This window comes from Streptomyces sp. NPDC048331 (assembly GCF_043201215.1).
GTDB lineage: Bacteria > Actinomycetota > Actinomycetes > Streptomycetales > Streptomycetaceae > Streptomyces.
The window spans coordinates 94,398-116,641 of sequence record NZ_JBICYT010000018.1; the positions used below are offsets into that span (position 1 = coordinate 94,398).

The following is a 22,244-nucleotide window of genomic DNA, read 5'->3' on the forward strand; positions in this document are numbered from 1 at the left end:
CATCCGGCCGAACGCCCCACTGTTGGCCCGTACAACCATTAGGGTTCCACTCGCACGTTCGAGTGCGCTCACGTCCGTCGGCATGGGGAGCTCCAGAGCATGTACCTCGCGGACCGCTCCGCGCCCGCGTCCGAGGGCGCGAAAACCGCTCCGGACCGGGGACCCGTCCGGGGACCCGCGGTCGCCTCGACCGTCCTCGCCCTGGGCACGGTCAGCATGATCACCGACATCTCCTCGGAGATGGTCACCGCCGTGCTGCCCCTGTACCTGATCGCCGGTCTGGGCCTGAGCCCGCTGGGCTTCGGTGCGCTCGACGGCGTCTACAACGGGGTCAGCGCCCTCGTGCAGCTGACCGGCGGCCATCTCGCCGACCGGGTCCGCAACCACAAGCTGATCGCCGGCGTCGGCTACGGCCTGTCGGCCCTGTGCAAACCTCTGCTCCTGTTCGCCCACAGCCTGGGCCCGATCAGCGTGATCCTCACCCTGGAACGCACCGGCAAGGGGCTGCGTACCGCCCCGCGCGACGCGCTCATATCCCTGTCCACACCACCCGAGTTACAAGGGCGCGCCTTCGGTGTGCACCGTGCGATGGACACCACCGGGGCGCTGCTCGGCCCGCTCGCCGCCTTCTTCATCCTGAGCCTGACGGTCGACGGCTACGACGCCGTCTTCGGCGTCAGCGCCTGCGTCGCCGTCCTCGGTGTCGTGGTGCTCATGCTGTTCGTCCCCTCCGGCGGGGACGGCGGCCCGAGGCCCGCACCGTCCACCGGAGTCCCGGCCACCGCCACCGCCACCGCCGCCGCCACCGCCACCCCGGCTCGCGACGCGGACCGGCCGGCCCCCGTACGGCTGCGCGACGCGCTCGGCCTGCTGCGCCTGCCCCGGCTGCGCAACCTGGCCGTCTGCGCCGTCCTACTGGGCCTGACCACCGTCAGCGACGCCTTCGTCTACCTGCTCCTGCAACGCCGTACCGGCATCGGCGACCAGTGGTTCCCGCTCCTGCCGCTGGGCACCGCCGCCGTGTTCCTGCTGCTCGCCGTGCCCGCCGGGGCCCTCGCCGACCGGATCGGCCGGCGCACCGTCTTCCTCACCGGGCACGCCCTCCTGCTGGCCGGCTACGGACTCCTGCTCTGGGCCCCCGCCTGGCCCGCCCTGCCCTACCTCGTCCTCGCCCTGCACGGCATGTTCTACGCCGCCACCGACGGCGTGCTGCCCGCCGCCGTGGCCGCCACCGTTCCCGACGAGCTGCGCGCCACCGGTATGGCCCTGGTCGGTACCGGCCAGGCGCTGGCCCGCTTCGGCTGCTCGCTGGCCTTCGGCGCGGCCTGGACCCTGTGGGGCACCGGCCCGGCCCTGGCCGCCGCCGCGACCGGCCTGCTGTGCTGCGCCGCCGTCGCCGGCGTCGTCCTGCGCCCCACGCCGCCGCAGGACACCCGACCCGAACCGAACCCGAAGTCGAAGCCGAAGTCGAAGTCGAACCCGAAGTCCGTGAGGCCCCCGAGATGACGCTGTCCACGCCCCGCCGCCTGCTCGTCCTCGCGGTGGCGGTGCTGCTGCTCGGCGGCCTCGCCACCACGCTGGTGCTGCGCTCCGCCACCCGCGACGACAAGCCGTCGGCGGGCGGCCCGACGGTCGCCGCGGGGACCGTCACGCTCGACCGGCCCGGCTCCCTGACCTTCCTCAACGGCGGGCAGGGCCCGCATCGCGGGGTCCTCGCCTCGGTCCCCGCCGACGCCCCGGATTCCGAGCGCACCGCCTCCGAACTCGGCTGCCGGCGCTACTACGCCGCCGCGGGCACCGGCGTGTGCCTGCGCTCCACCCCGGGCGCGCTCGCCCAGGACAACACGGCCCTGATCGTCGACTCCGAACTGCGCACGCTGCGCAGCTTCCCCCTCGCGGGCACCCCCAGCCGGGCCCGGGTCTCACCCAGCGGCCGGTTCGCCGCCTGGACCGTCTTCGTCTCCGGCGAGTCCTACGGGGCCGCCTTCTTCTCCACCCGTACCGCGATCGTGGACACCCGCACGTGGAAACTGGAGGCGAACCTGGAGGAGTTCGCCATCGACATGGACGGCCGGGACCACCGCGCGCAGGACGTGAACTTCTGGGGGGTCACCTTCTCCGAGGACGACGACACCTTCTACGCCACCGTCTCCACCGGCGGCGAGACCCACCTGGTCAAGGGGTCGATCTCGGGTCGCAGCGTCAAGACCCTCGCCAAGAACGTCGAATGCCCCTCCCTGTCCCCGGACGAGACGCGCATCGCGTACAAGAAGCGGGTCCGGGCCGGGGCCTCGCTGTGGCGCGAGCACGTGATGGACCTCGGGACGCTGCGCGAGCACGCGCTCGCCGAGAAGCGCAGCGTGGACGACCAGGCCGCCTGGCTCGACGACCGTACGCTCGCCTACGGCCTGCCCACCGACGGCGCCGCCGACAGCACGGACCTGTGGACCGTCCCCGCCGACGGCAGCGGTACCCCGAAACTGTTGGCCCCCGGAGCCTCCTCCCCGGCCCTCCTCCGCTGACACCCCCTCGACCGCGGAGCGTGTCAGGCCCGGTCCACGAAGGCCCGTACCCGCTCGACGAGTTCGGCGTTGTCGCGGATCCAGCCGTAGTGCCGTCCGCCCGGCGCGCCGTCGCCGAGCGCGAGCTCCTCGTACGTCACCCGCGCGCTCGTGAGCTTCTCGCAGAGCCCGCGCACCCCGCCGGCCGGGGCCATGGGGTCGCCCTCGATGGCCACCGCCAGCACGGGGAGGTCCATCCGGGCCAGCCAGGGCTCGAAGTCCACCGGCGAGGACGGCACGGCGTAGCGGCCGGTCCGGACCTGGGTCGCCATGTCCCGCAGGACCTGCGCGGAGTCGTTCCCCAGAACCTTGAGCCGGCGGCCGGGGAAGTACCCGTACACCGCGGCGAAGGCGGCCGCGAACTGGAACCCGGCGAGCATCCCGAGGCTCCGCGGGAAGGGCCAGCCGCGGTAGTGGCAGGACGGGACGCCGACCAGGATCGCGCCGGTCGCCATGTGCGGCTCCTGACTGAGGTAGAGCGTGCCGAGTTGCCCGCCGAGGCTGTGTCCGAGCAGGTGGCGCGGCGCTTCGGGGAAGGCGGCCGCGACCGCCCGGAACAGCGCCGGGTAGTCGTACGTCACCATCTCGTGGTAGCCGTACCGCACCCCGCGCTTCACCTGGACCGAACTCGTGCCCTGCCCCCGCAACTCCCCGAGGACCACCTGGAACCCCGCCTCTACGAGGGACTCCGCCAGGGGCGTGTAGGACACGGCCCTGGTTCCCATGGCGGGCATGCACACCAGCACCGGCGCCGACGGGTCCTCGGGCCTCCGGTGGACCCGGACCCGGACCGTGGCCCCGTCCGCGGCACGTACCGTCTGCGTGGTCACTTCGGTGGACGGCATGACGGACCTCCCCTCGCTCGTCGCCATCCTGCTCGGTGTCCCGGACCGGGTTCAACGGTTTCCGGCCCCGGCCTGTCGCCCACCGGCCGTGGCAGGATGGGGACGGCCGAGCGGGGCGGGGGCTCGGCGACCTCGGGGTCCGGACGTGCCTCCGGACGTGCTGAAGCGGACAAGATGCGAACGTTCACGTACCGGTTCAGGAGCCCGCTCGGCGGGCTCGCGGCGGACCTCTCGGCGCGGACCGCGCCACCGGGCGAAGCGGTGGCTCCCTCCGTGGGGATCCACCGAGGAGTCCGCCTGCTGCTTCCGGGCGCGGGCATCTACTGGGAGGACCTGGCCTGGCTCTCCTTCGTCGTCGCGCTTCGTGCCGAGGAACTCCGCGCCAGGTGTCCGGAGGGTGTACACCTCGAGATCGTCTCTCTCGACTTCCCGTTGACCGACTACCGGCCGGAGGTCGCCGCCCTCACCATGGACGGGTGGCTGCGAGCGGAATTCGACCTGCCCGACATCGGAATCACCTGCTCGTACACGGGCGGCGCGGATCCCTACACCTTCGCCTGGGGCGGTGCGGAGCCGCCGCTACGAAGCCCGCGGTTCTAGGGGTGTGTCGGTGTGCGTCCGGCCCGGACAGCCGCTCCGGAGAGCCGCTCAGGAAGGACGCAAGCGTTGATCGACCCAGGGGAGAACCGGCCGTGACCGGCATCGAATTCCTCGCCTCGTTCCTCAGGACCGGCCGCCTGCACGGGATCGGCATCGGCTCCACCCTCGGCGACGTCGACCGGGCCGTCCGCCACCGCTTCGTCGACGTGGTCGACGAGGAAGGGGAGTCGCTGCGCCGCGACTACGGATTCGTCGAGTTCTCCTTCAACCCCGGTGACGAGTGGGTGATGTCCGGCGGCTCCGTCGAGCTGCACCGGCTCGCGTCCCGCCCGGACATGGCGGAGGAATGGGCCCGGACCATGGGGGTCGAGTTCCCCCGCTACGTGGCCTGGGCGGACGTCCGGGAGGAACTCGGGCGCATCCCCGGCGCGCCGGAACTCACGGTCGGTGACCAGGGCGGCTTCCTCGAACACCGGGCGGCGGCGTCCCAGGTCTCGGTGATCGTCGTGGACGACGAGGAGGAGGAACGGGGCTACCACGTGGGGCACGGGGACGTGTGGAGCGTCAGCCTGTGGGCTCCCGTCCGGGCGACGTGACCGTCCGGGGCCGGTAGCGCCCCGTCCCTGAGCCGGCCGGGTGCTTGACCGGCCCGGAGGGGATGGGGTGCGGCCCCAGCGGGCACGTGCAGACCATGGCCTTCGAACATCCCGCGAAGAAGAACGGCCAGGGGCGACTCGGGCACTTCGAGAGGCTGGCGGAGCTGGCCTCGAACTTCACCAGCTCGCCCGCCTTCTCCGTGTTCTGCGTCCTGCTGGTGGCCGGCTTCCTTGTGGTCCACTTCGCCCACCTGGACACGAGCTGGCAGCACCTGTTCGGCGACGCGATGGGCGCGGTCGCGCTGCTGCTCCTCGCCCTGCTGAAGAACTCCGAACGCCGGGCCGAACACGCGATCCAGCGCAAGCTCGACGCCATCGCCGCCGCCCTCCTGGAGCAGTACGAGGGCGAGCCGGGCCGCGCGCACCGGGAGCTGGCCAAGGCCATCGCGATCGAGGAGGGCGACGAGGGCCGGGAGGGCGAGAAGGGCCGGGAGGGCGAGTAGCGCGGGCTCCCGGGGTTACCTGCCGCCTTGGGCCGAGCGGACGCCGGAACGGGTGCTTTCGAGTGACCCGCCGCGCGGGGCTCGGCCATGGGCGACCCGAACTCCCCGACCATCTCAGGCGGCCGGTCATCTTCCGGCCACGGGCCGCCGACCAGGCCGGGCACCGCGCACGCGCGGCTCCGGGCCGCCGCTGGGAGATCCCTTGTACGTCCTGCTCCTCGCGAGCGCGTTCAACAGCCTCACGCAGCGGGTCCACGCCGAGCTGCGCGACCACGGCCACCGCGTCGCGGTCGAACTCGCCCTGCCCGGTACCTCCCTGGCCGACGCCGTACGCGGCCACCGCCCCGACCTCGTCCTCGCCCCGATGCTGCGCACCGCCATCCCCGAAGAGGTCTGGGCCGCCCACACCTGCCTGGTCGTCCACCCCGGACCGGTCGGCGATCGCGGCCCCTCCTCCCTCGACCGGGCCGTCCAGGACGGCGAGCCCCGCTGGGGGGTGACCGTCCTGCAGGCCAACGCCGAGATGGACGCCGGCGACGTGTGGGCGAGCACCGAGTGCCCGGTGCCGCCGGTCGGCAAGAGCGACCTCTACCGCGGTGAGATCGCCGACGCCGCGCTGGAGGCCGTCCTGCTCGCGGTGGAACGGTTCGCCTCCGGTACGTACACCCCCCGCCCCCAGGCGAGCGGCCACGCCCGGCCGCTCCTGCGCCAGGAGGAGCGCCGGATCGACTGGGGGAGCGACACCACCGAGGACGTCCTGCGCGCGCTGCGCGCCGCCGACTCGCAGCCCGGCGTACGCGACGAACTGCTCGGCGGAGAGTGGTACCTGCACGGCGGCCACCGCGAGGAGCACCTGCGCGGCCGCCCCGGCGAGTTGCTGGCCACCCGGGCCGGGGCGCTCTGCCGGGCCACGGCCGACGGGGCGGTCTGGATCCCGGAGCTGCGCGCCCGCCGCCTGCCCGGAGGGCCGGCCACCCCCAAGCTCCCCGCCACGCTCGCGCTCGCGGACCGGCTGCCCCCGCTTCCCGAGGTCCCCGCGCCGGCGGAGGCGGGACCCCACCGCCGCACCTGGTCCGACATCGGCTACCACGAGGAGGGCCAGGTCGGCTTCCTGTCGTTCTCCTTCCCCGGCGGCGCGATGAGCACCGCGCACTGCAGCCGCCTGCTGGACGCCTACCGGATCGCCCGCACCCGCCCCACCACCGTCCTGGTCCTCGGAGGGGGCCGCGACTTCTTCTCCAACGGCATCCACCTCGGCGTCATCGATGCCGCGGTCGATCCGGCCGAGGAGTCCTGGGCCAACATCAACGCCATGAACGACCTGGTCGAGGCGGTGCTGACCACCACCGACCGGCTCGTGGTCAGTGCGCTGGGCGGCAACGCCGCCGCCGGCGGGGCCATGCTCGCCCTCGCCGCCGACGAGGTCTGGTGCCGCTCCGGCGTCGTCCTGAACCCGCACTACCGCCTGATGGGCCTGCACGGCTCCGAGTACTGGACGTACACCCTGCCGCGCCGCGTCGGCCCCGCCCTCGCGGACCGCCTCACCACCGAGGCCCTCCCGCTGAGCGCCGACGCCGCCCACGGGCTCGGGCTCATCGACCGTACGGTCCCGTGCTCGCCCGGGGACTTCCCCCGCGAGACGGAAGGCCTCGCCACCCGCCTCGCCGCCCTCCCCGCCACCGCATCCCGGATCGCCGGGAAGAAGGCCGCGCGCGAACGGGACGAGGCACGGCGGCCGCTGGCCGACCACCGCAGGGCCGAGCTGGCCCTGATGCACGGGACCTTCTTCGACCCCGAAGCCCCCTACCACGCCCTGCGCCGCGCCTTCGTCCGCAAGGAGCGTCCGACCGCCACTCCGCTCCATCTGAGCGGGTCGGCCGTCAGGCCGCGCGGTGTCACTGGACTGGCCGTACCTGACGCGGCGCCCGGGCCGGACTGCTGTTAGCAAGAAAGGTGTGGGTGAGGCAGGCCGCCTCCTCCCACCCCTTCCCGATCACCTCCCCGAGGAGCCGTCCCATGGCCACTGCGACTAAGGAATCGGTCGAGGACCCACTGATCCACATCCTCTGGATCAACGCGGGTCTGAGCTGCGACGGCGACTCCGTGTCCCTGACGGCGGCGATGCAGCCGAGCATCGAGGAGATCGTGACCGGCGTGCTGCCGGGTCTGCCGAAGATCGCCGTGCACTGGCCGCTGATCGACTTCGAATGCGGCCCGGTCGGCGGCGCGGACACCTTCATCGAGTGGTTCTTCAAGGGCGAGCGGGGCGAGATCGACCCCTTCGTCCTGGTGGTCGAGGGATCGATCCCGAACGAGAAGATCAAGCCCGAGGGCTACTGGTGCGGCTTCGGCGACGATCCGGAGACCGGTCAGCCCATCACCACCAGCGAGTGGATCGACCGCCTCGCCCCCAAGGCCCTCGCCGTCGTGGCCATCGGCACGTGCGCCACGTACGGCGGCATCCACGCGATGGAGGGCAACCCGACGGGTGCCATGGGCGTGCCCGACTACCTGGGCTGGGACTGGACCTCGAAGGCCGGTATCCCGATCGTGTGCGTGCCGGGCTGTCCGATCCAGCCCGACAACTTCTCGGAGACCCTGACCTACCTGCTCTACCAGGCGGCCGGCTCCGCCCCGATGATCCCCCTCGACGACAAGCTGCGCCCGACCTGGCTCTTCGGGGCCACCGTCCACGAGGGCTGCGACCGCGCCGGCTACTACGAGCAGGGCCAGTTCGCCGAGACCTACGACTCCCCGCAGTGCCTGGTCAAACTCGGCTGCTGGGGCCCCGTCGTCAAGTGCAACGTCCCCAAGCGCGGCTGGATGAACGGCATCGGCGGCTGTCCCAACGTCGGCGGCATCTGCATCGCCTGCACGATGCCCGGATTCCCCGACAAGTTCATGCCGTTCATGGACGAGCCCCCCGGCGCCAAGGTCTCGACGAAGGCGAGCGGCGCGTACGGCGCGCTGGTCCGCAGGCTCCGTTCGGTGACCGCCCACACCGTGGACGAGGAACCGAAGTGGCGGACGACCGGCCGCGCGCTGACCACGGGCTACCGCCCGCCCTGGTGACGGCCCCCCGGCGCACCCAGGCCCGCCGGCGCCCGGCCTACCGGAAGCACCCCCCAACTCCAGCTCTCCGCACCGAAGAAGGGTCACGGCAGAAACGATGACACCGAAGACGAAGGCGGCCGCAGACGGCAGCGGCCTGGTGGAGATGGCCTGGGATCCGATCACCCGGATCGTGGGCAGTCTCGGCATCCACACGAAGATCGACTTCAAGCAGAAGCGGGTCGCGGAGTGCTACAGCACCTCGTCGGTCTTCCGCGGCTACAGCGTCTTCATGCGCGGCAAGGACCCCCGCGACGCGCACTTCATCACCAGCCGCATCTGCGGCATCTGCGGTGACAACCACGCCACGTGCTCCGTGTACGCGCAGAACATGGCCTACGGGGTGAAGCCGCCCCACCTCGCCGAGTGGATCATCAACCTGGGCGAGTCCGCGGAGTACATGTTCGACCACAACATCTTCCAGGAGAACCTGGTCGGGGTCGACTACTGCGAGAAGATGGTCCGCGAGACCAACCCGGGCGTCCTGGAGCTCGCCGAGCGCACCCCCGCCCCGCACGCCGGCGAGCACGGTTACAGGACCATCGCCGACATCATGCGCTCCCTCAACCCCATCGAGGGCGAGTTCTACCGCGAGGCGCTCCAGGTCTCCCGCTACACGCGCGAGATGTTCTGTCTCATGGAGGGTCGCCACGTGCACCCCTCCACCCTCTACCCGGGCGGCGTCGGCACCATCGCCTCCGTCCAGCTCTTCACGGACTACATGAGCCGCCTCATGCGGTACTGCGAGTTCATGAAGAAGGTCGTCCCGCTCCACGACGACCTGTTCGACTTCTTCTACGAGGCCCTGCCCGGCTACGAGGAGGTCGGCCGCCGGCGCGTCCTCCTCGGCTGCTGGGGTGCCCTCAACGACCCCGAGTACTGCGACTTCACGTACGCCAACATGACCGACTGGGGACGGAAGATGTTCGTCACCCCGGGCGTGGTGGTGGACGGCAAGCTGGTCACCAACGACCTCACCGAGATCAACCTCGGTATCCGCATCCTGCTCGGCAGCTCCTACTACGACGACTGGCAGGGCCAGGAGCAGTTCGTCACCCACGACCCGCTCGGCAACCCGGTCGACCCGCGCCACCCGTGGAACCAGCACACCATCCCGGCTCCGCAGAAGCGCAACTTCGACGACAAGTACAGCTGGGTCATGTCGCCCCGCTGGTTCGACGGCAAGGACCACCTGGCCCTCGACACCGGCGGCGGCCCCATCGCCCGCCTGTGGTCCACCGCCCTGTCGGGCCTGGTCCACACCGACTACGTGCAGGCCACCGGTCACAGCGTCGTGATCACCCTGCCGCGCACGATGACCAAGCCCGAGACCCGCTTCGAGTGGAAGATCCCGAAGTGGAGCAACGCGCTGGAACGCAACCGCGCGCGGACCTACTTCCAGGCCTACGCGGCCGCCATCGCCCTGCACTGCGCCGAGAAGGGCCTCGCCGAGGTCCGCGCCGGACGCACCCAGACCTGGGAGAAGTTCGAGGTCCCCGACGAGGGACTCGGCGTCGGCTTCACGGAGGCCGTGCGCGGCGTGCTCTCGCACCACATGGTGATCCGCGACGGGAAGATCGCCAACTACCACCCGTACCCGCCGACCCCGTGGAACGCCAGCACCCGCGACACCTTCGGCACGCCCGGGCCGTACGAGGACGCCGTGCAGAACACCCCGATCTTCGAGGAGAACTCCCCGGAGAACTTCAAGGGCATCGACATCATGCGCGCGGTCCGCAGCTTCGACCCCTGTCTGCCCTGCGGCGTCCACATGTACGTCGGTGGCGGCAAGACGGTCAAGACGATGCACGTACCCACCGGTCTGAGCGGACTGGGCGGATGAGGGCCGCGATCGACGGCCCCGAGGCGGGGCGCCGGGTCGAGGAGGTCCTCGACCGGATCGCCGCCACCGGCGACCGGGCGGCCTGCGCGGCGGCCGAGGAACTGGTGCGCGTCCTCATGGACTTCTACGGCGCCGGGCTCGCCCGGATCGTCGAGAAGGTCGGGGACGGCCCGCTCGCGCCGGTCTACGGCGACGAACTCGTGGCGAGCCTGCTCTCCCTGCACGGCCTGCACCCCGAGGACGTGCACACCCGCATCGACCGCGCCCTGGCCGCCCACGGTGAACCGCTGGAACTGCTCGGCTTCGACGCGGACACCGGCGTCCTGCGCCTGCGCCCCGCCGCCGCCTCCACCGGCTGCGGCTGCGGCTCGGGCTCCGGCGGCGGACGCGATGGCGGACGCACCCTGGAGGACACCCTGGCCTGCTTCGCCCCCGAGGTGACGAGCGTGGAGCAGGAGCCCGCCGCGGCCCCCGCCCCCGCCCTCCTGCAGATCGGCACCCGGCCCCCGAGCCCGGCGCGGGTGCCGTGAGCGGGCCCGGGCTCCTGCACGACGGCCCGCGCGCCCCGCGCGGGCTGCGCCGGTTCGCGGGACCGCGCCCGCCCCGGCCCGAGACCTGCGAGCTGTGCGGGGTCGCCGTGCCCCAGGACGGCCACCGCCACCTGGTGCAGACCGAGCAGCGCGCCCTGCTCTGCGCCTGCACCGCCTGCGCCCTGCTGTTCGACCGGCCGGGCGCGGGCACCGGCCGGCTGCGGGCCGTACCGGACCGCTACCTCACGGACCCCGCCCACCGGCTCGACGACGGCGCGTGGGAACTCCTCCAGATCCCGGTCGGCGTCGCCTTCTTCTTCCGCAACGCCGCCCTCGACCGGCTGGTCGCCCTGTACCCGAGCCCGGCCGGAGCCACCGAGAGCGAACTCGACCCCGAGACCTGGCAGACCGTACTCGGCGGCGGCCGGCTGTCCACGCTCCTCGAACCCGACGTCGAGGCGCTGCTGCTGCGCCGCTCGGAGGGCCGCACCGAGTGCTACCTGGTGCCGATCGACATCTGCTACGAGCTGGTGGGGCGGATGCGGCTGCTGTGGCAGGGCTTCGACGGCGGGGCGGAGGCCCGGGCCGCGCTGAACACCTTCTTCGAGCAGGTGGAACGACGGGCCAAGGCCCTGGCCCCGACGGCGGACGAGGACGGGGTCCGATGACGGAATTCGCCTTCACCTGCACCGGGGTACGCGCCGACCCGTACGCCGCCGGCCCCACCCTCGTCTTCCGGCTGCGGATCACCGCCGCCGGCGACGCCCCGGTGCATGCCATCGCCCTGCGCTGCCAGATCCGCATCGAACCGGCCCGGCGCGGTTACGGCCCCGCCGAGGCGGAAGGGCTCGCGGACCTGTTCGGCGAGCGCTCCCGCTGGGGCAACACCCTCCAGCCGGTGCAGTTCGCCCAGGTCTCCGTCATGGTCCCGAGCTTCACCGGGGAGTCCGAGACCGACCTGGTCGTCCCCTGCACCTACGACATGGACATCGCCGCCACCCGGTACTTCGAGGCCCTGGCGGAGGGCGAGGTACCGCTGCTGATGCTGTTCTCCGGCACCGCCTTCACCGGCGACGCCGGCTTCCGCGTCGAACCGGTGCCCTGGGACCGCGAAGCCACGTACCGGATGCCCGTCGCCGTGTGGCGGGAGATGGTCGAACAGCACTTCCCCGGCTGCGGTTGGCTCCGGCTGCCCCGCGACACCATGGACGAGCTGCTCGCCTTCCGCTCCCGCCACGCCCTCGCCTCCTGGGAGGCGACCGTACGGGCCCTGCTGGACGCGGCCGGCCCGCCGCCGCAGGACCCGCCGGGTCCCGTCCGGCTCGGCGCGATCCTGCCGCGCCTCACCGAGAGGGCGGCTCCGTGACCACGACGACCACCCCCCACTCCGGCCCCCACTCCGGCCCCCACTCCGACCCCCACCGGGGCTCCCACCCCGGCTTCGCGGTCGCCCGACAGGTGGCCGACGCGGTCCTGTTGGAGGGGTACGTGCTCTACCCCTACCGGGCCTCGGCCGCGAAGAACCGGCTGCGCTGGCAGTTCGGTGTCCTCGTGCCCCCGGCGTGGGGCCGCGCGCACGAGGAGCACGTCCTCCAGCAGACCGAGATCCTGATGGAACCGCGGGGCGCGGCGACCCTCGCCCTGGAGCTGCGCTTCCTGCACGCGCAGCGGCGTACGGTCCAACAGGCCACGGACGACGGCGGCTTCGCCGAGGTCGCCGAGCTGCACCTGGCCGACCGGGTCCTCGTGCCCTGGGACGAGGGCACCGAGGAACGGGTCGAGGTGACCGTCCCCGTGGCCGAACTGCTGGGCGACGACGGCGTCACCTTCCCCTTCCACCGCCCCGCCCGCGTCGACACCGAGCCCGTCCAGGACGCCGACGGGCGCACGGTGGGCCGCCTGGTGCGCCGTACCGAGGAGATCGAGGGCGTGCTGCGGCTGCACGCCACCGAACTCCCCGGCGCCTACCGGGTGCTGCGGCTCCGGGCGGTGGTGGAGAACACCAGCCCCTGGACCCCGCCCCCCGGAGCGGGCCCGGTGGACCGCGAGGCCGCCCTGCCCCACTCGCTGGTCGCCGCCCACCTGCTGCTGGGCCTGGACCCCGGGTCCTTCCTCTCGATGACCGACCCGCCCGAATGGGCCAGGCAGGCCGTGGCCGCCTGCGAGAACCGCCACACCTGGCCGGTGCTCGCGGGCGAACCCGGCCGCGCCGACGTGGTCCTGTCCTCCCCGATCATCCTGGAGGACCATCCGGCCATCGCCCCCGAGAGCGCGGGCGCCATGTACGACGCTCTTGAGATCGACGAGATCCTCGCTCTGCGCACGGCCGCCCTGACCGAGCAGGAGAAGCGCGAGGCCCGCGGCACCGACGCCCGGGCCGCCGCCGTGATCGACCTCGCCGACTCGATGCCGCCCGAGGTGCTGGAGCGGCTGCACGGCGCCGTCCGCGCGCTGCGTGAGGTCACCGGTCCCGATCAGCCGCCGCTCATCGCCGAACTCCCCGCCGAGGACGTGGTGTTCCGGCCGGACACCCCCTGGTGGGACCCGGCCCGCGCGGACACCGCCGACCCGACCCGCGACCGGATCACGATCGGCGGCGCCTCGGTGGGCCCCGGCAGCCGCGTCCGGCTGCGCCCCGGCTTGCGGCGCACCGACGCCCAGGACCTGTTCCTCCAGGGCCGTACCGCGCTGGTCGAGGCCGTACTGCACGACGTCGACGGGGGAGTGCACCTCGCCGTCACCGTGGAGGACGACCCGGGCGCGGACATCCGGCGGGAACAGGGCAGGTTCCTCTACTTCCAGCCCGACGAGGTCACCCCCCTGGAGGACGCGTGAAGGAACGGGACGAACGGGTCCTGGTCGCGGGCATCGGCAACGTCTTCCTCGGCGACGACGGCTTCGGCGTCGAGACCGTACGGGCGCTGGCCGAGCACCCCCTGCCCGACGGGGTCGAGGTGGTGGACTTCGGGGTGCGCGGGGTCCACCTCGCCTACCAGCTCCTCGACGGCTACGACACGCTCCTGTTGGTCGACGCCACCGCACGCGGCGGCGAGCCGGGCACGTTGTACCTCATCGAGGTCGACGGCGGCACGGTCACGGGCCCGGCCGGCGTCGAGGAACCGCCGCCGCCCGCCCTCGACGGCCACCAGATGTCACCCGACGCCGTCCTCGCCCTGCTGGACACCCTGTGCGCCGGGACGGGCGCCACCCCGCCCCGGCGCATCCTCGTCCTCGGCTGCGAACCGGCCGGTGTCGAGGAGGGCATCGGGCTGAGCGCACCCGTGGCCGCCGCGGTACCGGAGGCCGTACGCACGGCCCTGGACCTGATCCACGGCCGGCCCCATGACGCAACCGACCGGCCTCGCACGCAACCGTCCGGCCTCGCCGCGAACTGAGGAGAACTCCATGAAGAAGGCCGTCATCGGCGGGGCCGCGATCGCCGCCCTCACCGCCGTCCTGCTGCAGGTCGTCCCCGACATCCGCCGCTACCTGCGCATGCGCCGCATGTGACACCGCCGCGGGCGCGGCCGTGGACGCGGGTGCGGACACGGGCGCCCGAATGGCGTACGGGGCGTGCCGCGCACCGGCGTGCCCGACCGCACGGACCCCGTCCCGCCGGTTCAATGAGCCCCGGCAGGACGGAGTCCGATGCACGAGATGTCGATCGCCATGGCCGTCGTGGGCCAGGTGGAAGAGGCGGCCCGGTCGGGCGGCGCACAGGCCGTCACCTCCGTACGGCTGCGGGTCGGTGAGCTGGCGGGCGTGGTCCCCGACGCGCTGGCCTTCTGTTTCGAACTGGCCTGCGCCGGAACGGTCCTCGAAGGCGCCGAACTCCTCACGGAGTCCGTCCCGGCCCGCGCCCGCTGCGGCTCCTGCCCCGACACCTGGGCGGTGGGAATGCCCCCCGAGCTGTGCTGTCCCGGATGCGGCAGGGCCACCGACGTGGAACTGCTGTCGGGCCGTGAGCTGGAGATCCTCAGCGTGCGCTGGGAAGACGGCCCCGCCGGTGCCCGTACCCGCGAACCGATTCCCGAGGAGGCCTGAACCATGTGCCGAGTGGTCGATCTGCGGCAGGCGGTGCTCGCCAAGAACGATGCCACCGCCCGGATCCTGCGCACCGAACTCACCGCCCGCGGTACGACGGTGGTCAATCTGCTCTCCAGCCCCGGCAGCGGCAAGACGGCGCTGCTGGAACGCGAACTGCTCCTCGCGCGCGAGCGGGGCGTGGCCGTGGCCGCCCTGACCGCCGACCTGGCCACCGAGAACGACGCGGTGCGGCTGGCCCGTTCGGGCGTACCGGTCAAGCAGGTGCTCACCGACGGGCTGTGCCACCTGGAGGCCGCGATGCTCGGCCGGCACCTGGACGGCTGGCTGCCCGAGGACACCCGGCTCCTCTTCGTGGAGAACGTGGGCAACCTGGTCTGCCCGGCCGGCTACGACCTGGGGGAGACGCTGCGGGTGGTGCTCGCCTCGGTGACCGAGGGCGAGGACAAGCCGCTGAAGTACCCGACCGCCTTCGGGCTGGCCCAGCTGGTGGTGGTCACCAAGACCGACATCGCGGGGGCGGTCGAGTTCGACGAGGCCGCCTTCCGCGCCAACGTAGAGCAGGTCAATCCCGGTGTGGAGGTGGTGCTCACCTCGGCGCGCGCGGGTACGGGCCTGGGCGTCCTGCTCGACCGGGCCCTGGCGGCCGGGTCGGGTACGGGGACGCACACCCCGGTGATGGCCCGCCGGCAGCACGCGCCCGGTCACGACCACGGCCACGGCCACGGCCATGAGCACGAGCACGAGCACGAGCACGAGCACGAGCACGTACACGAGCACGGGCACGGGCACGGGCACGACGAGGCCCACGATCACGAGCACGATCACCCGCACGTCCACACGGTCGCGCAGACCCGCTGATGGAGGCGGTGCAGCGGCGCCGGATCACCGTCCGGGGCGTGGTCCAGGGCGTCGGCTTCCGGCCCTACGTCTACACCCGCGCGACCGGGCTGGGACTGGCCGGGCACGTCACCAACACCCCCGAGGGCGTCGTCGCGGAGGTCGAGGGCGCCCCGGCGGCGGTGGTGCGGTTCTGCGAACGGCTCGCGGCGGACGCGCCCCCACTGGCCGTGGTCGACGCCGTCGACCACTGGGAGGTTCCCGTCGCGGGCGGCACCGGATTCACCATCATCGCCTCCCGGACCGGTGGCCCCGCCCGGACGCTCGTCTCCCCGGACGTCGCCACCTGCGCCGACTGCCTCACCGAACTGGCCGACCCGGCCGACCGGCGCCACCGGCACCCCTTCATCACCTGCACCCACTGCGGGCCGCGCTTCACCATCGTCACCGGGCTGCCCTACGACCGTGCCCACACCACCATGGCCCCCTTCCCCATGTGCCCCGACTGCGCCCGCGAGTACGGGGACCCGGCCGACCGCCGCTTCCACGCCCAGCCCGTCGCCTGCCCTGCCTGCGGCCCCCGCCTCGCACTGCTCACCGGCCGACCGCCCCACGAGAGAACCGGGGTCGACCCGGTCGCCGAGGCCCGGCGGCTCCTGGCGGCCGGCGCGATCCTCGCCGTCAAGGGCCTGGGCGGCTACCACCTGGCCTGCGACGCCACCCACCCGGGCGCCGTCGCCGAACTGCGCCGGCGCAAGGCCCGCGGGGACAAACCCTTCGCCCTGATGGCCCGGGACCTCGCCGACGTCGAGCCGTTCGCGCACATCGGCCCCGAGGAACGCGAGCTGCTCACGGGCGGCGCCCGGCCCATCGTGCTGCTGCGCCGCCGCGCCGGCGCGGACGGCCCGGACGGGGTCGCCCCCGGCTGCCCCGACCTCGGCGTGATGCTCCCGTACACCCCCGTCCACCACCTGCTGCTCGGCCTGCCCGGAGACCCCCCGGGGCCCCGGCTGCTCGTCATGACCAGCGGGAACCTGGCGGGGGAGCCCATCGTCACCGACGACGCCGAGGCCCTGGACCGGCTCGCGGCCCTCGCCGACGCCTGGCTCACGCACGACCGGCCCATCCACGTACCCTGCGACGACTCCGTGGTGCGGGTGTGCGACGGCGAGCCGCTGACCGTACGCCGCTCACGTGGGTACGCCCCGCTGCCGCTGACCCTGCCGGTGCCCGTCCCCGCGAGCCTCGCCGCGGGCGGGGACCTGAAGAACACCTTCTGTCTCGGCGAAGGGCGCCAGGCGTGGCTGTCCGCCCACATCGGCGACATGGACGACCTCGCCACCCAGTACGCCCTCGAAGGCGCCGAGCGGCAGTTGGAGTCCATCACCGGCGTCGCCCCCGTGCTCCTCGCCGCCGACCGGCACCCCGGCTACCGCTCCACCCGGTGGGCGGAGCGCGCGGCGGGCGCCCGGCCGATCGTCCGTGTCCAGCACCACCACGCGCACATCGCCTCCACCCTGGCGGAGCACGGCCTGGAAGGCGACCGCCCGGTCATCGGCGTCGCCTTCGACGGCACCGGCTACGGCGACGACGGCGCCGTGTGGGGCGGCGAGGTCCTCCTCGCCGACTACGCCGGGTTCACCCGGTTCGCCCACCTCGCCTACGTCCCGCTGCCGGGCGGCGACGCGGCCGTGCACCGCCCGTACCGCATGGCGCTGTCCCACCTGCGGGCCGCGGGCATCGACCGGAGCCCGGAGCTGCCCTGTGTCGCCGCCTGCCCGCCGGGTGAGATCCGGCTGCTGGAGCGCCAGTTGGAGCGCGGGCTGAACTGCGTCCCGACCTCCAGCATGGGCCGCCTCTTCGACGCCGTCTCCTCCCTGGCCGGCATCTGCCACCTGGCCGGCTACGAGGCCCAGGCCGCCATCGAGCTGGAGGGCGCCGCCCTGGGCGCGTGCGCGGCCGATGCCGGACCCGGCTACGCCTTCGGCCTCCGCGACGCGGCGACCGACCCCGACCTCGACGCCGGCCCGGTCACCGCCGATCCGGGGCCCGTGCTCGCCGCCGTGGTGGCCGACGTGCGGGCCGGTACGGACCCGGCGCTGATCGCCGCCCGCTTCCACACCTCCGTCGCCGCCCTCGTCGCCACGCTCTGCGTTCGCGCGCGGGAGCGGCACGGCCTGGACACCGTCGCCCTGACCGGCGGGGTCTTCGCCAACACCCTGCTCTCCGTGGAGTGCGCCCGGCTCCTGCGCGCGGCCGACTTCACCGTCCTGCGGCACGGCCGGGTCCCCCCGAACGACGGCGGTCTGTCCCTCGGCCAGCTCCTGGTGGCCGGCGCGCGGTACGCGCCCTGACCACGCCCGCCGGCCGCGACACAGCCCCTGACACAGCCCCTGACACACCCACAGCAAGGAGAAGCCCATGTGCCTGGCGGTGCCCGGCAGAGTGCTCGACATCGGGGAGAAGGACGGCACCCGCATGGCCACCGTCGACTTCGGCGGTGTGCAGAAGGAGGTGTGCCTGGAGTACCTGCCCGACCTCCAGGTGGGCGAGTACGCCATCGTCCACGTGGGTTTCGCCCTCCAGCGCCTCGACGAGGAGTCGGCCAAGCAGACCCTCGAACTCTTCGCGCAGCTCGGCATGCTCCAGGAGGAGTTCGGCGACCCGTGGGAACAGGCCGCAGCGGTCGGCGGGGACCCCTGGCCCTTCACCGACGATCCCGACCTCGAACCAGGGCCCGCGTCCGAGCCCACGCCCGCCCTCGCCGCCCCGCAGGAGGAAGTCCAGCCGTGAAGTACATCGAGGAGTTCCAGGACCCCGCCCTCGCCCGCCGGCTGCTGGACGACATCCATGCCACCGTGACCCGGCCCTGGGCACTGATGGAGGTCTGCGGCGGCCAGACCCACACCATCATCCGGCATGGCATCGATCAACTGCTGCCGGAACAGGTCGAGTTGATTCACGGGCCGGGCTGTCCGGTGTGCGTCACGCCGCTGGAGGTCATCGACAAGGCGCTGGAGATCGCCTCCCGCCCCGACGTGATCTTCTGTTCCTTCGGGGACATGCTCCGGGTGCCCGGGACCGGCCGCGACCTGTTCCAGGTGCGCAGCGAGGGCGGTGACGTACGCGTCGTCTACTCCCCGCTCGACGCCCTGCGGATCGCCCGGGAGAACCCGAAGCGCCAGGTGGTCTTCTTCGGCATCGGCTTCGAGACCACGGCGCCGCCCAACGCCATGACGGTCCACCAGGCGAAGAAGCTGGGCATCCCCAACTTCAGCCTGCTGGTCTCCCACGTGCGGGTGCCCCCGGCGATCGAGGCGATCATGCGGTCGCCGAGCTGCCGGGTGCAGGGCTTCCTCGCCGCCGGGCACGTGTGCAGCGTGATGGGCGTGCGCGAGTACCCCGAACTGGCCGCGCGCCACCGGGTCCCGATCGTGGTGACGGGCTTCGAACCGCTGGACATCCTGGAAGGCGTACGCCGGGCCGTCCGGCAGCTGGAGCGCGGCGAGCACACCGTGGACAACGCCTACGCCCGCGCCGTCCGCCCCGAGGGCAACCCGGCCGCCCTCGCCATGCTGGAGGACGTCTTCGAGGTCACCGACCGGGCCTGGCGGGGCATCGGCGTCATCCCCGACAGCGGCTGGCGGCTCTCCGAGCGCTACCGGGACTTCGACGCCGAACACCGCTTCTCCGTCACCGGCATCAACACCCGGGAACCGGCCGAGTGCCGCAGCGGCGAGGTGCTCCAAGGGCTGCTGAAACCGCACGAGTGCGAAGCCTTCGGCACGCTGTGCACCCCGCGCAGCCCGCTCGGCGCCACCATGGTCTCCAGCGAGGGCGCATGCGCCGCGTACTACCTCTACCGGCGGCTGGAGCTGGGCACCGTACCCGCCACCGCCACCGCCGGCGGCGCCGCGGCCGCGAAGGCCACGAAGGCCGCCGTGACCGCCCCGACCGCAACGAGCGCCCCGCTGGAGGCGAGCCCCGTTGTCTGACACCGCACTCGACATCACGGCCTGGACCTGCCCGGCCCCGCTGCGCGACCGCCCCCGCGTGGTGATGGGCCACGGCGGCGGTGGCGCGCTCTCCGCCGAGCTGGTCCAGCACCTGTTCGCCCCCGCCTTCGGCGGCGACGTGCTCGCCCAGCTCGGGGACTCCGCGGCCGTCTCCCTGGGCGGGGTCCGGCTGGCCTTCTCCACCGACTCGTACGTGGTGCGGCCGCTGTTCTTCCCGGGCGGCTGCATCGGCGACCTCGCGGTCAACGGCACCGTCAACGACCTCGCCATGAGCGGCGCCCGGGCGGCCTACCTGTCCTGCGGGTTCATCCTGGAGGAGGGCGTCGAGATGTCGGTGGTGGCGCGCGTGGCCGAAGCCATGGGGGCGGCCGCGCGGGCCGCCGGCGTGGAGGTGGCCACCGGCGACACCAAGGTCGTGGAAGCGGGCCACGGGGACGGCATCTACCTCAACACCGCGGGCATCGGGATCATCCCCGACGGGGTGGACCTGCGCCCGCAGCGCGTCGTCCCCGGCGACGTCGTCATCGTCAGCGGCGAGATCGGCCTCCACGGCGTGGCGATCATGAGTGTCCGCGAGGGGCTGGAGTTCGGCGTCGACATCTTGAGTGACTGCGCGGACCTGGGCGGCCTCGTCCGGGCCATGCTCGCGGTCACTCCCGACCTGCACGTCCTGCGCGACCCCACCCGGGGCGGCCTGGCGGCCTCCCTCAACGAGATCGCGGCCGCCTCGGGCACCGGCGTCGTGATCCAGGAGGGCCGGGTCCCGGTCCCGGCGGCCGTCGCGAACGCCTGCGCGATCCTCGGACTCGACCCGCTCTACGTGGCCAACGAGGGCAAGCTGGTCGCCTTCGTGCCCCGCGAGCACGCCGAGGCCGTTCTCGACGCCATGCGAGCCCATCCCCTGGGCCGCCACGCGGCCGTGATCGGCGAGGCCGTCGACGCCCACCCGGGCCTGGTCGTGGCCCGCACCGCACTCGGCGGCACCCGCGTGGTCGACCTCCCGATCGGTGAGCAGTTGCCGCGGATCTGCTGACCGGTGCGCAAGATGGGTGCCGGCCCCGATGTGCGGGGCCGGCCGGGCGGGCGATGCTGAAGGTGTCCGCGCCCGCCGCCCCCTCGCGGACCCGCCCCGGACGATGAACACCCCCTGCGTCTCGACGGCGTCGACGCGGAGCGGCCCCTGCCCACGGTGGCGCACCTGCTCCCGCGCCCTCGCCGGCCCACGGAAAGGAGCGGGGCCATGCCGGCATCCCACGACACGAGGAGCACCGGTCCCGCGGACCCGGCCGGGCCACGGCCCCGCCGGGCCGTCGCCTGGCCGGCCCTGGCCCTGGGGGTCTGGGCCGCGGTGGCCGGGGCCACCCTGCCCAACGGGCTCGTCCTGGCGGCCGGCCTGATCGTGGCCGCCCTGGCGGTGAACCGGCTGGGCGCGGAGCCCCGTACGCACCGCCGGGCGAAGCCGATGGCACCACCCTGATCGGCGGCCCGCGCCCGCTACGGTCGCCCGGCGGGATCCTGGTCGGGAGCGGGCTCCGCGACGTCCTCGGGGGACCTGGCGGGGGCCGGCACGGCGGCGAGCAGCGGGGCGCGTACCGCACGCCGCTCCCTGAACCACGCGGCCAGGGGCTCGGTGTAGCGGGCGGTGAGCGGCCCGATCACCACGAGGATGAGCACGTAGGCGGTGGCCAGCGGCCCGAGGGCCGGTTCGATGCCCGCGGTGACCGCGAGACCGGCGATGACGATGGAGAACTCGCCGCGTGCGACGAGCGTGCCGCCGGCCCGCCAGCGGCCCTTGACCCCGACGCCCGCGCGCTTCGCCGCCCAGTACCCGGTGGCGATCTTCGTGCCCGCCGTGACCACGGCGAGGGCGAGCGCCGGCAGCAGGACCGGAGGAATGCTGGCGGGGTCGGTGTGCAGGCCGAAGAAGACGAAGAACACGGCGGCGAACAGGTCCCGGAGCGGGCTGAGCAGGGTGTGCGTACCCTCGGCCACCTCCCCGGACAGGGCGATGCCGACCAGGAACGCGCCGACCGCGGCGGAGACCTGCAACTGCTGGGCGACGCCCGCCACCAGCAAGGTCAGACCGAGGACGACCAGCAGCAACTTCTCGGGGTCGTCGCTGGAGACGAAGCGGGAGATGTGGCGGCCGTAGCGGACCGCGACGAAGAGGACCAGGCCGGCGACGCCGAGGGCGATGGCCAGGGTCAGGCTGCCCGCCGCGAGACCGACCCCGGCCAGCAGCGCGGTGACGATGGGCAGGTAGACGGCCATGGCCAGGTCTTCGAGGACCAGGATCGACAGGATGACGGGGGTCTCCCGGTTGCCGACGCGGCCGAGATCGCCCATGACCTTGGCGATGACGCCCGAGGAGGAGATCCAGGTGACCCCCGCCAGGACCACGGCTGCCACCGGCCCCCAGCCCAGCAACAGGGCCGCGACCGCGCCCGGCACGGCGTTGAGGGTGAAGTCGACCAGCCCGGCCGGGTACTGGGTCTTGAGGTTGGAGACCAGGTCCGAGGCGGTGTACTCCAGCCCCAGCATCAGCAGCAGCAGGATGACGCCGATCTCGGCGCCTATCGCGACGAATTCCTCGCTGGCGCCCATGGGCAACAGTCCGCCGGTGCCGAAGGCGAGACCCGCCAGCAGGTACAGGGGGATCGGGGAGAAGTGGAAGCGGCCGGCGAGCCTGCCCAGCAGACCCAGGCCCAGGATGATGGCACCGAACTCGATCAGGAAGACGGCGGAGTGCACAGGC

23 protein-coding genes are annotated in these 22,244 nt (G+C 73.2%); 21 read left to right on the forward strand and 2 right to left on the reverse strand.

The genetic code is table 11. The annotated features are described in order from the left end of the window. The first annotated feature begins 99 nt into the window (after positions 1 to 99). Together ACGFYY_RS24735 and ACGFYY_RS24740 are read left to right on the forward strand one after the other, a co-directional pair. A complete protein-coding gene (locus ACGFYY_RS24735) occupies positions 100 to 1,506 on the forward strand; it encodes an MFS transporter (protein ID WP_393712433.1) in 1,407 nt (468 codons plus the stop codon). After that, entirely contained in the window at positions 1,503 to 2,522 is a 1,020-nt protein-coding gene (locus tag ACGFYY_RS24740) for a TolB family protein (RefSeq protein WP_393712435.1), read from the forward strand. The genes ACGFYY_RS24735 and ACGFYY_RS24740 overlap by 4 nt, the downstream gene beginning before the upstream one ends. Before the next feature lie 23 nt (positions 2,523 to 2,545). Here ACGFYY_RS24740 and ACGFYY_RS24745 read toward each other — a convergent pair whose 3' ends face one another. Further along, positions 2,546 to 3,406: an alpha/beta fold hydrolase gene (locus ACGFYY_RS24745; RefSeq protein WP_393712437.1), complete on the reverse strand. Its 861-nt coding sequence runs from the start codon at positions 3,404 to 3,406 to the stop codon at positions 2,546 to 2,548. 174 nt (positions 3,407 to 3,580) lie between these two features. Between ACGFYY_RS24745 and ACGFYY_RS24750 the strand changes: the two genes are divergently transcribed. The 19 genes from ACGFYY_RS24750 to ACGFYY_RS24840 all read left to right on the forward strand — a co-directional run bounded on the left by ACGFYY_RS24750 (position 3,581) and on the right by ACGFYY_RS24840 (position 20,966). Next, positions 3,581 to 4,006, forward strand: a complete 426-nt coding sequence (locus tag ACGFYY_RS24750; RefSeq protein WP_393712439.1) for a hypothetical protein — start codon at positions 3,581 to 3,583, stop codon at positions 4,004 to 4,006. 92 nt (positions 4,007 to 4,098) lie between these two features. Continuing rightward, positions 4,099 to 4,602 carry a hypothetical protein gene (locus ACGFYY_RS24755; RefSeq protein ID WP_393712441.1) on the forward strand — a complete coding sequence of 168 codons (504 nt, stop codon included), beginning with the start codon at positions 4,099 to 4,101 and terminating at the stop codon, positions 4,600 to 4,602. 95 nt (positions 4,603 to 4,697) lie between these two features. After that, positions 4,698 to 5,105, forward strand: coding sequence for a hypothetical protein (locus tag ACGFYY_RS24760; protein ID WP_393712443.1), 408 nt, complete (start codon positions 4,698 to 4,700; stop codon positions 5,103 to 5,105). Between the two features lie 202 nt (positions 5,106 to 5,307). Continuing rightward, positions 5,308 to 7,050: an enoyl-CoA hydratase-related protein gene (locus ACGFYY_RS24765; RefSeq protein WP_393712445.1), complete on the forward strand. Its 1,743-nt coding sequence runs from the start codon at positions 5,308 to 5,310 to the stop codon at positions 7,048 to 7,050. 71 nt (positions 7,051 to 7,121) lie between these two features. After that, complete coding sequence (locus tag ACGFYY_RS24770; protein ID WP_393712447.1) at positions 7,122 to 8,177, forward strand: hydrogenase expression protein HypE; 1,056 nt, start codon at positions 7,122 to 7,124, stop codon at positions 8,175 to 8,177. 97 nt (positions 8,178 to 8,274) lie between these two features. After that, on the forward strand, positions 8,275 to 10,059 hold the full coding sequence (locus tag ACGFYY_RS24775; protein ID WP_365270539.1) for a nickel-dependent hydrogenase large subunit: 1,785 nt from the start codon (positions 8,275 to 8,277) through the stop codon (positions 10,057 to 10,059). Beyond that, positions 10,056 to 10,589 carry a hypothetical protein gene (locus ACGFYY_RS24780; protein WP_393712450.1) on the forward strand — a complete coding sequence of 178 codons (534 nt, stop codon included), beginning with the start codon at positions 10,056 to 10,058 and terminating at the stop codon, positions 10,587 to 10,589. The genes ACGFYY_RS24775 and ACGFYY_RS24780 overlap by 4 nt, the downstream gene beginning before the upstream one ends. Then, complete coding sequence (locus tag ACGFYY_RS24785) at positions 10,586 to 11,257, forward strand: DUF5947 family protein (RefSeq protein WP_393712452.1); 672 nt, start codon at positions 10,586 to 10,588, stop codon at positions 11,255 to 11,257. Before ACGFYY_RS24780 ends, ACGFYY_RS24785 begins: the two co-directional genes overlap by 4 nt. Next, positions 11,254 to 11,955, forward strand: coding sequence for a DUF6084 family protein (locus ACGFYY_RS24790; RefSeq protein WP_393712454.1), 702 nt, complete (start codon positions 11,254 to 11,256; stop codon positions 11,953 to 11,955). Before ACGFYY_RS24785 ends, ACGFYY_RS24790 begins: the two co-directional genes overlap by 4 nt. 92 nt (positions 11,956 to 12,047) lie before the next feature. Further along, on the forward strand, positions 12,048 to 13,424 hold the full coding sequence (locus ACGFYY_RS24795; protein ID WP_393712559.1) for a hypothetical protein: 1,377 nt from the start codon (positions 12,048 to 12,050) through the stop codon (positions 13,422 to 13,424). Continuing rightward, on the forward strand, positions 13,421 to 13,984 hold the full coding sequence (locus ACGFYY_RS24800) for a hydrogenase maturation protease (protein WP_365270550.1): 564 nt from the start codon (positions 13,421 to 13,423) through the stop codon (positions 13,982 to 13,984). Before ACGFYY_RS24795 ends, ACGFYY_RS24800 begins: the two co-directional genes overlap by 4 nt. A 10-nt stretch (positions 13,985 to 13,994) precedes the next feature. Continuing rightward, positions 13,995 to 14,099 (forward strand): DUF6893 family small protein, encoded by a 105-nt coding sequence (locus tag ACGFYY_RS24805; protein WP_393712456.1) that lies wholly within the window; start codon positions 13,995 to 13,997, stop codon positions 14,097 to 14,099. A gap of 138 nt (positions 14,100 to 14,237) precedes the next feature. Continuing rightward, positions 14,238 to 14,633, forward strand: a complete 396-nt coding sequence (locus ACGFYY_RS24810; protein ID WP_365270552.1) for a hydrogenase maturation nickel metallochaperone HypA — start codon at positions 14,238 to 14,240, stop codon at positions 14,631 to 14,633. A 3-nt stretch (positions 14,634 to 14,636) separates the two neighbouring features. Further along, positions 14,637 to 15,494 carry a hydrogenase nickel incorporation protein HypB gene (hypB, locus tag ACGFYY_RS24815; RefSeq protein WP_393712459.1) on the forward strand — a complete coding sequence of 286 codons (858 nt, stop codon included), beginning with the start codon at positions 14,637 to 14,639 and terminating at the stop codon, positions 15,492 to 15,494. After that, complete coding sequence (hypF, locus tag ACGFYY_RS24820; protein ID WP_393712461.1) at positions 15,494 to 17,827, forward strand: carbamoyltransferase HypF; 2,334 nt, start codon at positions 15,494 to 15,496, stop codon at positions 17,825 to 17,827. Before hypB ends, hypF begins: the two co-directional genes overlap by 1 nt. Positions 17,828 to 17,894: 67 nt before the next feature. Continuing rightward, a complete protein-coding gene (locus ACGFYY_RS24825; RefSeq protein ID WP_393712463.1) occupies positions 17,895 to 18,266 on the forward strand; it encodes a HypC/HybG/HupF family hydrogenase formation chaperone in 372 nt (123 codons plus the stop codon). Continuing rightward, positions 18,263 to 19,468: a hydrogenase formation protein HypD gene (gene hypD / locus ACGFYY_RS24830; RefSeq protein WP_393712465.1), complete on the forward strand. Its 1,206-nt coding sequence runs from the start codon at positions 18,263 to 18,265 to the stop codon at positions 19,466 to 19,468. Before ACGFYY_RS24825 ends, hypD begins: the two co-directional genes overlap by 4 nt. Next, on the forward strand, positions 19,461 to 20,522 hold the full coding sequence (gene hypE / locus ACGFYY_RS24835) for a hydrogenase expression/formation protein HypE (RefSeq protein ID WP_393712467.1): 1,062 nt from the start codon (positions 19,461 to 19,463) through the stop codon (positions 20,520 to 20,522). The genes hypD and hypE overlap by 8 nt, the downstream gene beginning before the upstream one ends. Before the next feature lie 207 nt (positions 20,523 to 20,729). After that, positions 20,730 to 20,966, forward strand: coding sequence for a hypothetical protein (locus tag ACGFYY_RS24840; RefSeq protein ID WP_393712469.1), 237 nt, complete (start codon positions 20,730 to 20,732; stop codon positions 20,964 to 20,966). A 17-nt stretch (positions 20,967 to 20,983) separates the two neighbouring features. On the opposite strand, the gene ACGFYY_RS24845 is transcribed toward ACGFYY_RS24840, so the two are convergent. Beyond that, on the reverse strand, positions 20,984 to 22,240 hold the full coding sequence (locus tag ACGFYY_RS24845) for a cation:proton antiporter (protein ID WP_393712471.1): 1,257 nt from the start codon (positions 22,238 to 22,240) through the stop codon (positions 20,984 to 20,986). Between the last annotated feature and the right edge of the window lie 4 nt (positions 22,241 to 22,244).